Source organism: Halarsenatibacter silvermanii (assembly GCF_900103135.1).
Classification (GTDB): domain Bacteria; phylum Bacillota; class Halanaerobiia; order Halanaerobiales; family Halarsenatibacteraceae; genus Halarsenatibacter; species Halarsenatibacter silvermanii.
On record NZ_FNGO01000003.1, the window covers coordinates 38,941 to 53,777 of the forward strand.

The 14,837-nt window shown below is 43.0% G+C and carries 14 protein-coding genes; 1 reads left to right on the forward strand and 13 read right to left on the reverse strand.

The features are described from left to right. Window positions 1-33: 33 nt before the first annotated feature. Together BLT15_RS02010 and BLT15_RS02015 are read right to left on the reverse strand one after the other, a co-directional pair. Complete coding sequence (locus tag BLT15_RS02010; protein ID WP_234985469.1) at window positions 34-1,812, reverse strand: ferrous iron transporter B; 1,779 nt, start codon at window positions 1,810-1,812, stop codon at window positions 34-36. Further along, the gene (locus BLT15_RS02015; RefSeq protein WP_089758168.1) at window positions 1,793-2,665 is read right to left on the reverse strand and encodes a FeoA domain-containing protein; all 873 of its coding nucleotides are present in this window, start codon (window positions 2,663-2,665) and stop codon (window positions 1,793-1,795) included. Before BLT15_RS02015 ends, BLT15_RS02010 begins: the two co-directional genes overlap by 20 nt. A 379-nt stretch (window positions 2,666-3,044) precedes the next feature. Between BLT15_RS02015 and BLT15_RS02020 the strand changes: the two genes are divergently transcribed. Further along, the gene (locus BLT15_RS02020) at window positions 3,045-4,043 is read left to right on the forward strand and encodes a metal ABC transporter substrate-binding protein (RefSeq protein WP_089758169.1); all 999 of its coding nucleotides are present in this window, start codon (window positions 3,045-3,047) and stop codon (window positions 4,041-4,043) included. Window positions 4,044-4,285: 242 nt separating this feature from the next. Here the strand turns inward: BLT15_RS02020 and BLT15_RS02025 are convergent, their stop codons facing one another. From BLT15_RS02025 to BLT15_RS02070, 11 genes are all read right to left on the reverse strand, one after another. Beyond that, a complete protein-coding gene (locus BLT15_RS02025) occupies window positions 4,286-5,416 on the reverse strand; it encodes an HD domain-containing phosphohydrolase (RefSeq protein WP_159429764.1) in 1,131 nt (376 codons plus the stop codon). A 69-nt stretch (window positions 5,417-5,485) separates the two neighbouring features. Continuing rightward, a complete protein-coding gene (locus BLT15_RS02030; RefSeq protein WP_345788673.1) occupies window positions 5,486-6,157 on the reverse strand; it encodes a PP2C family protein-serine/threonine phosphatase in 672 nt (223 codons plus the stop codon). Continuing rightward, window positions 6,096-6,626, reverse strand: a complete 531-nt coding sequence (locus tag BLT15_RS02035; RefSeq protein ID WP_089758174.1) for a response regulator transcription factor — start codon at window positions 6,624-6,626, stop codon at window positions 6,096-6,098. The genes BLT15_RS02030 and BLT15_RS02035 overlap by 62 nt, the downstream gene beginning before the upstream one ends. A gap of 19 nt (window positions 6,627-6,645) precedes the next feature. Continuing rightward, a complete protein-coding gene (locus tag BLT15_RS13170; RefSeq protein ID WP_159429765.1) occupies window positions 6,646-6,786 on the reverse strand; it encodes a hypothetical protein in 141 nt (46 codons plus the stop codon). A gap of 18 nt (window positions 6,787-6,804) precedes the next feature. Beyond that, window positions 6,805-9,624 carry a response regulator gene (locus BLT15_RS02040; RefSeq protein WP_345788674.1) on the reverse strand — a complete coding sequence of 940 codons (2,820 nt, stop codon included), beginning with the start codon at window positions 9,622-9,624 and terminating at the stop codon, window positions 6,805-6,807. After that, entirely contained in the window at window positions 9,546-10,289 is a 744-nt protein-coding gene (locus BLT15_RS02045) for an FIST signal transduction protein (protein ID WP_089758178.1), read from the reverse strand. The genes BLT15_RS02040 and BLT15_RS02045 overlap by 79 nt, the downstream gene beginning before the upstream one ends. A 30-nt stretch (window positions 10,290-10,319) precedes the next feature. After that, window positions 10,320-10,493, reverse strand: coding sequence for a response regulator (locus BLT15_RS13610; RefSeq protein ID WP_345788675.1), 174 nt, complete (start codon window positions 10,491-10,493; stop codon window positions 10,320-10,322). Beyond that, window positions 10,481-10,714 (reverse strand): response regulator, encoded by a 234-nt coding sequence (locus tag BLT15_RS13615; protein ID WP_089758180.1) that lies wholly within the window; start codon window positions 10,712-10,714, stop codon window positions 10,481-10,483. Before BLT15_RS13615 ends, BLT15_RS13610 begins: the two co-directional genes overlap by 13 nt. Before the next feature lie 27 nt (window positions 10,715-10,741). After that, complete coding sequence (locus tag BLT15_RS02060) at window positions 10,742-11,146, reverse strand: response regulator (RefSeq protein WP_159429766.1); 405 nt, start codon at window positions 11,144-11,146, stop codon at window positions 10,742-10,744. Continuing rightward, on the reverse strand, window positions 11,134-12,324 hold the full coding sequence (locus BLT15_RS02065) for a PAS domain-containing sensor histidine kinase (RefSeq protein WP_089758184.1): 1,191 nt from the start codon (window positions 12,322-12,324) through the stop codon (window positions 11,134-11,136). The genes BLT15_RS02060 and BLT15_RS02065 overlap by 13 nt, the downstream gene beginning before the upstream one ends. 167 nt (window positions 12,325-12,491) lie before the next feature. Continuing rightward, window positions 12,492-14,771, reverse strand: coding sequence for an HD domain-containing phosphohydrolase (locus tag BLT15_RS02070; protein ID WP_159429767.1), 2,280 nt, complete (start codon window positions 14,769-14,771; stop codon window positions 12,492-12,494). Window positions 14,772-14,837: the final 66 nt, after the last annotated feature.

Sequence of the window (14,837 nt, forward strand, 5' to 3'; positions counted from 1 at the left end):
ATCGAAACTTATTTTCAATAAACTGCAAAAAAATTAGATGAACAAAGCTCCCAGGTTGGCCACTGCCCCTCCCAGCGCAAAAGCCATAGCTGTCGTAATGAACAGAACACCCAGCGCCATCTTTAAATTGAATTCGCTGGTCAAAACGGCGACCACGGCGATGCAGGGGACGTATAGCAGGCCGAGTACCGCGCCAGTAAAAAGCTGCAGTGAGTTCAAATCCATCTCCAGCATGGGCAGAACTGTCAGCTCTCTGCGAAAAACTCCCAGCATCAAAGGCACTGCTACCTCTTCAGGCAGATGCAGCCAGCCTGTAACCACCGGTGAAAGAGCAGCTCCGACAATTTCCATTATCCCGCTCTCGAAAAGAAGGGCAGCGGCGCCTATGCCCAGGATCAAAGGAAGCTCCCCGTTGACCATAAACCTTTTAATCCGGACGAAAACTTTCTTAAATACCACATCGACTCTGGGTCTTAAAAGAGGCGGAATCTCCATGGGGGTGACCGGCCTCTCCCCGGGGAGTATTCTTTCCAGCAAAACACCTGCGGTCATGATGATCAACAAAGAAAAGAGGAAAATCGCTGGCACTAAAAGAAGAGATCCTTCTGAGAGCAGAGCTATAAAAGCCCCGGTCTGAGCTATGCAGGGAACAGCCAGGCTGATCGCACCCGAGACTATAATTCGCTGTTTGCGGGTGGAAAAATTGCGGGTGGCCATAATACCCGGGATGCCGCAGCCGTATCCCAGCATCAGGGGAATGATGTTGGACCCGCCGAGACCTATCTTCTCCATTATACCGTCAAGCAGCACCCCCAGCCGGGGCATATAGCCGCTATCCTCCAGCAGGGTCAGCGCAATATAAAATGTGAAAACATAGGGTAAAACCAGGCCAAAGGGCCATTCCAGTCCTTTTACCAGAAAACCGTACTCTCCTATCAACACTCTTTTGAAAAACGAGGGCGAGAGCAGAGTGCTCACCACAGATTCCAGCAAGGGGATCATAAAACCTTCGATCACGGGCATAAGCAGATACTGTCTAAGCCCCATGCCCACCCCCACGACCAGGCCGAATATAACCGCCAGGAATAACACTGCCGCCGGCAGACCGGGCCAGGGTTTTACCAGTTTATATCCCCAGCTCTCCTGCTCTTCCTCCCCCTCTTTTCTCTTTACAGCTTTTGAGTAAAGATGTTCCGCCCTGGCCCAGGTTGCGGTGTCATCGCTTTTTGCTGCCCCGGGATTAAAATCTTTCTTTTTGTCCTCATTACTTCCTATGGATTTCTCCAGAACATTCTGAATCAGTCCCGGTATTTTCTCCAGTCCTTCTTCGTCGACAGCTACAGCAGGCAATACCGGCAGATCCAGAGTTTCGGACAGACACTGAATGTCAATTTTGCGCCCTTCTTTTTCGGCCAGATCCATCTTATTGATCACAGCCAGGGTGGGAAGGTCGTATTCCAAAACCTGCAGCAGAAGATAGAGGCTGCTTTCCAGATTGCTGCCGTCCAGAACGCAGACAACAGCTTCGGGCTCATCGCTTAACATCTCCACGGCTACTTCTTCCGCCTCATTGGTCGCCTCCAGGGTATAGGTGCCGGGCACATCGATGAATTCATATTCTTCGCCGTTTAAATTTATGCTGCCTTGAGTATATTCGATGGTGGTGCCGGGATAGTTCGCCACTCCAACCCCAAGTCCTGTCATATAATTGAAGATGACGCTTTTGCCCACATTGGGCGGTCCTATCAGAAGTATTCGATTATCACCGCTGTCATTTTGTCCCTGAATATTATTATTCCGCTCTTGCATCATAGGTCACTTCTATGTTTTGAGCGAGTTTTTTCGGCACCGCCACTTTGCGGTCTTCTGATTCTACGACTAAAGGTCCAGAAAACTTCTCCCGGGTCTTAAGTCTGAGCTTCTTGCCTGCTCTCACGCCCAGAGGAGCTAAAAGATTATTATCGGGAACTGAACAAACCCTGCAGCTGCAGTCTTCGGGCAGTTCTTCCAGCCTTAAAACTTCCTCTTCCCGATCATCGCTGTTGTCAGCGCTCATTTCGATCAACACTGATTTCTTTCCTACCTTCTGTTTGACGCTTAAGCTTCGCCACTGGATATCATCACCCGGATGCCCGTTTCTTCCCGTCCGGTCGGAGTCTGATTCTGAAAATAATTTTTCGGCATCAATTCTATCATCAAAATATTTCAGCCAGCCCCGGGGCTGACGGTAAATTATCTTGCCGCTTTCACCAATAGTCTCAGCAATGCGGGCCAGACACTCACGTCCGGGCCTGACATTATAGGACACCCAGACAGCATCAAAGCAGGAGTAATCTATTTTCTGGCAGAGGCCCTGTATGAAATTTATTCTGCCGTCAAAGCCATAATCCTGCGAAAGATCTCGGGCTTTATTCAAAGCTTCCTCATCAAAATCAACAGCTGTTACCTCCCAGCCTCGCTCAGCCAGTTCGAAAGCGGTAAAAGGAAAAGGACCGCAGCCCAGATGGGCAACTTTATCTCCAGGAGAGATATCAGCCAGCTCGATTTCTTTGTCGATCATTTTTCCATAAAAGAATTCACCATATTTTTCTCCCAGAGCTGGTTTGGAGCTGATCATATCTTCTATTTTTTTGACAAAGGAGGACATAACATATTCTGCTGCCATATTCAATTCATCTCCTAATGTAGTTTATTTTTAGTGAGTGCTTCTTTTATACAGTCCTTAATTGAAACTCGTTATCACTGAAGAGCAAAAAATTTAAACTGAATAATATACCTCTGAACAGTCGAAACCAGAGTATTAATCTAATTGAAACTGTTTTTCAATTAATCACCTGTATGTATAATAGCAATCATAATTTTGACTGTCAAATTATTGAAAATGATTATTAATAAGTTTGGTTTACAGCCCGGCCATCATTTTTTCATTATTTGCATAATATGATCAAATATTCATGCTTTTGAAATTTATTTCTTTATATGATATGGTTATAACGTCCGGTGAACCATAACTATTTTTGACTACATGTCAGGAGGTATATGGATTGAAAAAAATCAAAATATTGCTGCTCGTTTTCATCTTTGCTCTGACTATGCTGGCTTTTATCTCTCTCCCAACAGCCGCCGAAGGTGATGTTGAGGAAGTGGAAGTCAGGGTCAGCATACATCCCATCTACGCGATGGCGGAGAGGATTGCTGGAGATCGCCTTCAGGTGGAACAGGTGGCTCCCCATGGGATCGAAATTCACGGCTTTGAACCTTCCCCCCGCCAAATTGCTGAACTTGAAGGGGCCGATGCATTTATTTTTATAGGGTCAGGGCTTGAGCCCTGGGGAGAAAGGGCCGCTGAATCCCTGGCTCATGAAGGTATAGAAATTCTTGAGCTGGCTGAAAAAGTGGAGTTGAGGCCTTATGGAGAAGAACACGATCATGATCACGACCATGATGAACATGGCCATAATAACGATGAAGATGATCATGATCATGACGAGCACGGTCACGATGATCATGAACATGGCGAATACGATACGCATATCTGGCTGGACTTTGAGATTATGCAGGAAACTGCAGCAGAAATCAGCAATCTTTTTGCCAGTCTGGATCCGGAAGGTGAAGAAATCTTTCAGGAAAACATGGAGGATGTGCAGGAAAAACTGGCTTCGCTGGATAGAACCTATCAGGAAGAGCTGGCAGACCGAACTCACGATGACATTATAGTTTCCCATGCAGCCTTTGGTTACATTGCTGACAATTACGGTTTAAACCAGCATGCTGTCACCGGCCTTTCCCCTCACGATGAACCATCACCCAGGACTGTATCGGAACTTATAGAAACAGCCTCAAAAACCGGGGTGGATTATATCCTTATGGAGAAGTTAGCCAGTCCCGAAACTGTTAATGTGGTGGCGGACGAAGCCGGCCTGGAAATTCTCCAGATAAATCCCGGCCACGGTTTGACAGAGGAAGATGTGGAAAAAGGGAGAGACTATTTCGATATAATGCATGATAACCTGGAAAATTTGAAAAAAGCACTCGACGCTTAAATGGAATACAGACTTTCATTCTGAGATAATTCCTATCAACAACCTGACACCTGCTGGAGATATCAAACTCCAGCTCTATGCTGCAAAAATTCACCGCGATTATGAACATTGGGGTAATCTTCCATCTTATCTCTCTATTCCTCTATACCGGTATGCTCGACCGCCGAAGGAGTCGTGCAGGCCTCGGAAGAACTGGAAAAGATGACGCAGGATCCGGAGGATATAACCGATCAGTTCGAACTTTAAAACTGGATTGAAACAGGGATATCTCCATAGTCCTCTAATTCTGCTTCATTTTTCTGGCTGATAGTCTTAAATTCTCCTGAAATTTCCAGAAAACAATTGACCAGAAAAGGATCGAAGTGAGTTCCGCTGTCCTCTTCGATGATCTTACAGCTTTTTTCATGGGTGAAGGCTTCCTTATAGGGCCTTTCGCTTCTGAGGGCATCATAAACATCGGCTATAGCCATAATCCTGGCAGCCAGAGGAATTTCATCTTTTTCTAATCCTTCGGGGTATCCCTCACCGTTCCATTTTTCATGGTGATAATGGATTAAATCCAGACCTATTTCCAGCAGATAATTTTCTGAATACATTTTCTGGACCTTCTTGAGAAGTTTACAACCGATGACAGTATGCTGTTTTACCCGTTCGAATTCATCATCAGTCAGATCTCCCGGCTTTAAGAGGATCGAATCTGAAATTCCCACTTTGCCGATATCGTGGAGAGGACTGGCGATATATAAATTTTTGCAGTAATTTATATCCACTTCAGCATTATATCTGCCCGTATCTTTGACTTTATTGGCAAGATACCAGCAGTATTTTTGAGTTCTTATCAGATGGTCTCCCGTCTCCTTATCCCGGGCTTCAGCAAGTTGAGCCAGAGCATAGATCATAGCCATACGGGAATCAGAAATTTCCTTGGTCTTCTCTTCGACCAGTTCTTCAAGATAATTATTGTGAACTCTCAGTTTTTTTCTGGTGGCGCGCAGTTCCAGCTGTGTATCGATTCTCCTTTTCAAAATGCCTGGGTTGATCGGCTTCTTTATAAAATCCACTGCCCCCATCTCCAGCCCCAGAACTTCATCGGAGATAGTATCCTGCCCGGTCAGAAAGATAATAGGGATATTGGCGGTGGAGGGAGTTTCCAAAAGCCTCTGGCATACCTCATATCCGTCCATCTCTGGCATTCTAACATCGAGTAAAATTAAATCTATTTCCTGATTTTTAGCTATCTTCAAAGCCAATCTTCCGTTTACTGCAGCTTTCACTCTATATTCGGGAGTCAAAGCATTCTTGACAATATCCAGGTTTTCGGGAACATCATCAGCAGCCAGTACTGTCAGCTTTTCATCATCAGAAACATTCATTTTTTTCTCCTTCTCTGATTTTATTTCCAGGAAATCGGCCTCTCTGAATGTTTCCTGAAAATCCATCATTTAATCGATTTTCAAAAGCATATATGTTATATCATCATTTCCCTTATTTAAATCAATTTGATTCTTCAACTCCCGGTAAAAGGCTGTAAAACCTCCGTCCTCTGCCCCTTCGCCAATTTTTTTGTATATATGGTCGATATGATCTTGAGATAGATCGGGAGATTTAGAACTTATATGGTCTACAAGACCATCTGTATAGATAAATATTTCTTTGAAGTCTGCAGCATCGATCGCTTCCACCCTGAAGTTGTTGTCACCCATTATCCCCAGAGGCGTATTGCTGGCTGTGAGCTTTTTCACTTCACCTCTTCCATCAAAGAGCAAAGGAGGCGGATGCCCGGCGTTACAGCAGACCAGTTCTCCATCAGCTTTGTCATATTCCATGTAAACTCCGGTGACAAACATCTCCCCAATCTCGTTTATAAAAATTCCTGCCAGCCGCGAGTTGATCCTGCTCATAACTTCTCCCGGAGTCAACTTATTACAGTCCAGACTTTTAAATATCAATTTCACCATTACCATGATCATTGCAGCCGGCACTCCATGTCCCATAGCGTCGGCCAGCAAAATTCCATATTTCTCATCAGACAGTGAGTTTAAATCATAAACATCACCGCCTATTTTTTTCCATGGGGCGATAAAATATTTCTCCTGCCAGTTCCGGAGGCAGATCTAAATTTGCCAGAGCTTTCTGGACCCTTCGAGCCAGATTCAGCTGGTGTTCCAGGCGCTGACGCTGTTTTTCCACGCGATCATGAGCTCTTTTAAACCTCAGCAGTGACTTCACTCTGGCCATGAGTTCGGCCCAGTCTATGGGTTTTGTTAAAAAATCATCTGCACCAGCTTCCAGACCTTCCAGTCTATCCTCACGAGCATCGAGCGAGGTTACCAGAATTATAGAAAGTTCATCCCTGCCCATTTCAAACCTTATTTTTTCACAAACTTCAATGCCATTTATTCCCGGCATCATCACATCTAAAAGTACTAATTTTATTTTAACCTCTTTGCGTAAAATTTCCAGCGCTTCTTCACCGCTGGAAAGAGCTATTACAGAATATCCCTCTTCCTGAAGATAAGATTCAAGCATTACTAAATTCTGTCTATTATCGTCAACGACAAGAATAAGCTCTTCTATTGACATTTTTTCACCCGCCCATCGATCATATAATCTGCAGCTGATCCATCTGACTTTGATAATCCCTGATATATATTCTGGCAATTTTGGCCAAAAGATTTTTTCTGCCCATAAGACTTGAAATAGTTTTATCAATATCTACATACTCTTTTCTGCTTCCCGGCATAAATCCCCCCAGAAAAAATTATTCCATCTCTTCCTCCAGAAGTTCATTTATATTTTTCACCTGTTTTAACGCAGATTCAAATTCATATGCTGCCAGCTCATCCTTTAAAACCCGCATTCTTTCATCCAGCCAGTCTCTGCCCGTTTCCAGCATGTGATCCTGAATCCTGTCAACAGCTTCTATATCGTAAGCTTCAATCAATGTTTTGATGTTCTGGAGCTCGGATTTAAATTCAGAAATTGCAATATCCCGGAAACTTTCGACTTCGTCCGATTCTCTCTCCGGCAGCGAGCTTATTTCCCCGGCAGTTCTCGCCAGTTCCTGCTCCAACTTTTTAGTCAGTTTTTGTAAATCCTCTACATTTGAGATTTCTCCCAGCGATCTCTCTAATTTCTCGGCCTTATCCTGCAGATTTTCAGCTCCTATATTACCAGCTGTCCCTTTAATCTCATGAGCTATGTCCTCCAGGGTATCGTAATCTTCCCTGCTGCGGGCATGCTGTAATTCTTCTTTTAGTTCCGGACAATTTTGGGCAAACTTCTTCAATACTTTCATGTAAATCTTAACGCTGCCTTCTAGGCGTTTAAGCCCTCTGCTGGCGTTTATAGTATCAAGATCTAAGACTTTTTCAGCTTCCTCGGCTTTATTACGGCCGTCATTATCTGATTGAAAACCGGCACCGGAATTAAATCCGCTTTCATCTATAATCTGTTTAATTTTTTTCAACAAATTTTCAATGTCGATCGGTTTGGCAACCAGATCGTCCATTCCAGCTTCTGACGCTTCTTTGCGATGTTTTTCCATAACATTAGCAGTAAGAGCTATAACCGGCAGCTTTGAAAGTTTCAGCTCATCTCTTATTTTGCGGGTGATCTCATATCCATTGAGCCCCGGCAGCTGAATATCCATTAAAACACAGTCATATTCATTTTTCTCTATTTTGCTCAAAGCCTCTCTGCCCTCTTCGGCTAAATCCATCTCATAACCGTGAACTTCCAGGATTTCCCGGGCCAGCACCTGATTTGTCTCATTGTCTTCAACCAGCAGCAAACTGTCAGCATGACCTGCCTCTAAATCCTCTTCAGCCAGTTCCGAGCCCTGTTCTCTAACAATTTCCTGGCCGGAATATCCATAGACATCCATAACGGTATCGAATAAACTGGATGGACTGAAGGGTTTGGTCAGGAAATCAGAAATATATTCTGAGCCTGGCTCCGTTTTGATCTCTTCTTTATCGAAGGCAGAAACAATAATAACTTCCGGTTTGGGACGAATTTCTGGTTTTTTCATTATATTTTGCAGTGTCTCCAGACCATCTATTCCCGGCAGATTCCAGTCCATGAGCAGCAGCTCATAATCTTCTTCAACAAATTCTAATTTCTCAAGAGCGGTTTCCCCATCTCTGGTCACTTCAGGATGAAAATCCAGTGCCTGAAGATACTCCTCACATATCTCACGGGCAGAAGAATTATCATCAACCACTAAAACTTTGAGGCCGTCGAGATCTGGCGGGGTGGAGATGGATCTGCCTTCCTCCTCTACAACCCGGCCAAATTCAGCGGTAAAATAAAATGTGCTGCCTTCTCCTGGTTCGCTCTCCAGCCAGATTTCTCCCTCCATCATCTCCACCAGCTGTCTGGCAATGGCCAGTCCCAGCCCCGCACCTGCACTACCTCCTGAAATTGAATTCTCAGCCCGGTCAAATCGCTCAAAGACATTATCCTGTTTTTCCAGAGGGATCCCGGGACCGGTGTCACTTACAGCAAACTGATACTTGATCCTATCCTGCTCTTTCTTTTTCATCTTAACTTCGATAATAATTTCGCCTGACTCGGTATATTCCAGGGCATTCTTGGTCAGATTGGCCAAAATCTGAACCAATCGGGTCTCATCGCCGACCAATTTATTGGGAACTGTCGGAGGGCGAGAAAACAAAACTTCAATGGGTTTATGCCTGGATTCTTCGGCTATAATCAGCCAGGTCTGTTCCAGCACTTCATCGAGTTCTAATACTTCCTCTTTTAGTTCAATTTTCTCATCTTCAATCCTGGATAAATCCAAAATATCATTTATAATATTGAGAAGATATTCAGCGGAAGCTTTAATCCTCCTAAGATAATTATCTCTCTTTTCTTTTTTAATATCCCGGTCCAGACACAGTTCGCTCAGGCCTGTGATGGCATTCATCGGGGTGCGAATTTCATGGCTCATGTTGGAAAGAAATTCGCTTTTGGCTCTGCTGGCTTTTTCTGCCTCATCTCTGGCTCTTGAGAGTTCATCTGTAACCGTGTTGGCGAGGTTGGTCAGGGCTTTAATCGTGTTGGTGCTGCGTTCATTGCGGCCGGAAAACTCCTCTTTATCGAAGAACTCTTTTTTATCAGCAGACTTTTTTTCGTTTTCAGTCAGAGCCAGTGCTGTTAGAGTTATATTGAGCAGGCAGTTTAATTCTCCGCTGCTGTAAAATTCTCCGTAGGTAAAAAAACCAGCTGCAGGAGCGATATCCTTAAATATGGATAACTCACTGTTTAAATTTTCCTGCAGAGCTGCCTTTCTGATAGCACAGGAATAGAGAAAAAGAGCTTCGGGACTAAATTGTTCTATCATTCTTTTTGACAGATTAATGTTCTTCTGGATGATAGAATTTATATGGCCGTAGCTCAGATATACATCTGCTCCCTCCTGGACTTCTCCGCCGAAACCCAAAGAGCCATCTTCGTACCTGGCAGCAGCTCCCCGGGCTACCAAAGTATCGCCCCTTTTTAAGATGAGTGGAAATTCCGGCCCGGCAGTCTGAGGCAGTCGTTCGGCAATTTCTTCGCCCAGATACTTCTCATAGATATCGCAGCAGACTTACCATCGATTTCATATACTCTATTACCCTCACTTTTGGTAACCTGCATTTTTTTGCCAATTTTCTGCCATCCCAGATTATAATCAGAATAAACTTTTAACCGGCTGCTGTTTAATGCCACCCCCACCAGGCCATGAGCCGAAACTCTCTCGTTCAGAAATATATAATTATTTTTGAAGGCAAACTCAAAATTGTCCCCTGCCTTGCCCCCGGCAATGACAACGCTGTCATCTATGGAGTTCAGACCATCCAATACACCATCCTGGATATTTGACCAGTCCGAGAACATAATAATTGCTTTGGTGCTGTCAGAGATAAGTTCTCTGCCCAATTTTCTGCCCAGTTCAAAACTATCTTCACCGTTACCGGAGATAAAACTGCTTTCAAGACGGGTCCTGGAAAAACTGCTAAAAGAAATCACAGTTTCATTTTCTCTGGCCTCACCGTTTATTATCTCACCTGCTGTAGTAGTTCCAATTATTGTCGCCCGGGGCAGCAGTGACTTAATACTGGCAGTGACCTTTTTTATAAAACTTTTATTGCAGACCCCGGTAAAGATCTGTACCAGGAGATTATTGTCTTTTATCTCCTCGTTTTCTATAAATGCTTTTAGTTCGTCTTCTCCCTGATAGATAATATTCTGTACTTTCATCTTCACACCTCAAAAAACTGCAAATTTTTATCAGATTAACTCAACTCCGGAACCGTTGATGGTTTTTTTAATTTTTATCAGCATTTTTTCAATATCGATAGGTTTAGAGATCAGTCCGTTCATGCCGGCTTTTTCCGCTTCCTTTCGATGTTTTTCCATGACATTGGCGGTCAGAGCTATAACAGGAAGATTTAGAAATTCAATTCATTTCTGATTATGCGGGTGGCCTCATATCCATTGAGTCCCGGAAGCTGGATATCCATTAAAACACAGTCATATTTATCTGCCTGGATTTTATCCAGAGCTTCTCTCCCCTTTTCAGCGATATCAACGCTATAATTATAACTTTCCAGAATTTCCTTTGCCAGCACTTGATTTGTCTCATTGTCCTCAACCAGCAGTATTTTATTTTCAGCGCCTGCCATTAATTTTTCATCGGCCAGCTCCTGTTCCTATTCCTGAACGATATCACGCCCGGAATATCCAAAAACATCCATAATGGTATCGAATAGACTGGAGGGGCTGAAAGGTTTGATCAGAAAATCAGATATATATCGGGAACCGGGTTCTGTCATGATTTCTTCTCTGTCAAAGGCGGAAACGAGTATGATCTCCGACCTGGTTTGAACAGCATATTCTTCTCTGATTTTTTGGGCTGCTTCCAACCCGTTTATCCCCGGCAGCTTCCAGTCCATAAGCAGAAGATCATAAGAGGTTTCAGCTTCCTTCATTTTCTCCAGAACAGTTTCTCCATCCACTGCCAGTTCTGTCCGAAAGCCAAAAGCCTGCAGATATTCTTCACTTATTTTACGGGCAGAAGAATTATCATCGATGACCAGCACCTTTAAACCATCCAATTCTGGAGGAGTGGAGATAACTCGTTTTTTTTCTCTGCAGAACAGCCAAATTCAGCTGTAAAGTAGAAGGTGCTTCCTTTTCCAATTTCACTCTCCATCCATATTTCTCCATTCATCATATCCACCAGCTGTCTGCTGATAGCCAGACCCAGACCGGCACCTTTGCTGCCGCTCTCGGTGGAAGCTTCCGCGCGGTTAAATCTTTCAAAGATGCCCTCCTGCTTCTCCGGAGGGATCCCCGGACCGGTATCCTCCACGGCAAATTTATATTTCACATCATCTTCTTTTTTTTCCAGCATCTCAACCTTGATGACTATCTCTCCGGAATCGGTATATTTGATTGCATTTTTGGTCAAATTGGCCAAAATCTGAGTCAAACGGATCTTATCACCGACCAATTCATTGGGAATCTCCGGAGAACGGGCAAACAATACCTCGATAGGCTTTTTTTTGGCTCTTTCAGCAACCACCAGCCATGTCTGTTCCAGAACTTCGTCGAGCTCAAATATCTCTTCTTTCAAATCAATTTTCCCATCTTCGATTTTTGATAAATCAAGGATATCATTAATTATGTTGAGAAGATATTCAGCCGAAGCGTTAATCCTCTTCAGATAATTTTTCCTCTTTTCTGGATCGACGTCTTCCCCCAAACATAATGCGCTCAAACCGGTTATTGCATTCATGGGAGTGCGTATTTCATGGCTCATATTGGAAAGAAACTCACTTTTGGCCTGGCTGGCTTTTTCCGCTTCTTTTTTGGCCTGCATCAATTTTTGTTGTTGTCTTTCGAGTTCACGATTATATTCTTTTATGTTTTCTTCCGCTTTTATCCGCGGGGTAACATCCAGTGCTGTTTCTATAAACCCTTCAAGATTACCATCTTCGTCAATGTCGGGGATGCCTTTCATTTTCCAGTATCTGCCATCAGGTTTTCTCACAATAGAGCTAGCTATCTCTCCGGTCTCTTCAGCTTTTTGTATGGGACATTCAGGGCAAAAATCTTCCAGACCCCATTTTTCATAACAAAATTTGTCCTTCAAATCCTCCGGCTTTCTGTCAAAAAATTCAGAAGCCGCCCTATTAAACCATCTGATTGTAAAATCCGGAGACATATAAATTATAATTTCATCCAGGTTGTTTAAGATATTATTCTCCAGAATCTGTTTATTATCATTCATCCAGACCCCCCCCTTTTTCTAGATAGTAGCAATTAGCATTAAGAATTATATAAGAAAATTATAGCACAGATACTTTAACTCTGCAAATAACAAAATCCAGGACCCGGTCTGCCTATTTTGCCATGATTGTCTCCAGGTGTATTTGCCAACTGAACACAAGAAGAGCCTCATTTATCTTTCATCATATCAACAAATTGCCCGGCCAAATCCGGATCGAACTGGCTGCCTGCACAATCTTTTATTTCTTCCAGTGCTTCTTTTTTGCTCATAGGTTCCTTATAAGGTCTACCATTCGTCATCACATCATAGGCATCCACAATTGAGATTATTCTTGATAGAAATGGGATTTCTTCTCCCTGCAGACCTTCTGGATAACCACTTCCGTTCCATTTTTCATGATGGTGTAATATTGCTTCGGCTACAGGAGCAAACTCCTCGGAGGCCGAAGCTATTTTATATCCTTTTTCCGGATGCTCCTGCATCATCTGCCATTCTTCTTCTGATAGGTCACCCGGCCTGGTCAATACTTCTTCCGGAATAGAAGTTTTGCCTATATCATGGAGAGTTGCCAGAAGAGATAATTTATTTAATTCCGAGTTGGTAACTCCCAATCTCCTGCCCAGCTTAATAGCCAAATTAGTCATCCTCATGGCATGTTCTTTGGTCTCATCACTTTTTGCTCCCAGCGTATTCAAAAGACTTTTCACCAGTCGACTTTTACTGCTTTTATCAGCGACGAGTTTATTCTGCATCATATTTTCGTCAGCCTGTTTTAAAAGATCCTTTAAATTCTCTTCGGGATCAGTTTTAACGGCAATTCCCATACTTATAGTTACGGGAAACTCTTCGTTACTGATATCCTGACATCTTTTTTCGATTCTATCATATATTTTATGAGCTGCTTCGCCATTCGTCCGCGGCAAAAGAATAACAAATTCGTCTCCTCCAAATCTCGCCAGTATATCTTCATCTCTGACCGAGTTTTCGAGTATTTCGGCAGCTTTTTTCAAAACCCGGTCCCCTCTCTTATGCCCATAGGAGTTATTTATAATTTTCAGGCCGTCTATATCCACCATAATTGTACTGATAGGCAGCTGCCTTTCCGTATCAAGTCTTTTCATCTCCTCCGCCAAAAATGTGCGATTATATAGACCGGTAATTTCATCGTGGAAAGTTTTGTATTTTAATTTTCTTTCTCTTTCCTTCCTTTTAGTAATATCCCTCAAAATTCCTCTCACCCTAACAGGATTTCCCCTGTCATCATAGACCATATATTGTTCATCATAAAGCCATTTAACGCTGCCATTTTTATGAAAGATACGAAATTCTCTTTCTGTATAGCCCTTTTCTTCCAGTTCCTGCAGGGCTCTTTCATGAATGTGTTTATCGTCCGGATGAGTTATCCCGATCATAAAACCCGGCTTCTTAAATTTTTCCTGAGAATAACCCACGATATCCCGGACAGACCTGCTGATAAAGTCCACTTTTAAATCAGGCCAGGACATAGACCAGACAATTTCACTTATATTATTGAAAATATCATTAATTCTTTCCTTATATTCTCGCAGTTCATTTTCCCTGACCTTTCTTTTTGTTATTTCTTCATGAGCGATTACAGCCGCATTATCTCCTTCGCTTTGAAAAGGTGTAACTCTTAACTTAAACCACTTTTTCTCTTCCGGAGTGGCGCAGGGATACTCCAGGGTGAAAGAACTTTTATTTGCTGCAATTACAGCTTTTATGCCCTGAAGTGCTTTTTCTGCCGTTTTTGATCCTTCCTCTTTGGCCCGTTCTGTTATTTTCAGATAATTGACACCTTCTCCTACCTTCTCAGGAGAGACACCGCTTTTTCTGGCAAAATTTTTCCAGGCTTCATTGGTATATTTTATCTTACCTTCCCTGTTTAATACGACCACATTAGCAGAAAGAGAATCCAGAGAAGATTGAGCAAATTCTATCCGGCGCTGGAGTTTACTGTTTAATTCTATATTTTCAAGCTGATTTTCTATAGAACATTTGAGCTCTCTTAAAAGATCTTTTTCTTTTTGCTGGAAGTTTCGCGGCTCTCTATCCACCACGCAGAGTGTACCAAATACGCCCCGATTTACCTGATGATATATCGGCATGCCAAGATAAGAAACAAAACCCATATCAAGCTCTGCGCTGCCCTGCCATCTATCAATTTTACGGGCATCATTAATCTCCACCATTTTCTCATCATTCACCGCTTTGTGGCAGTAAACCTCTGCTAACTCTATAAAATCCCCTTCTTCAATGTCGCTTTCTGTCTCCGAATCTCTTTTTAAAATTTTAATTTTCTCTCCAAAAATCCTGGTTATAAATCCGGCCTCTGCCCCAATTATTTCAGCCAGTAAATCTACTATATTTTGCCAGTTACTTTTAACCGAGCTGGAGATTTTATATTCTATATAATCGATGAATACCACCTCCCTCAATCCACATTGCTAAAATTTAAAGCTTCGTTCACAATGAAATTTTCCCCCGATCTTATA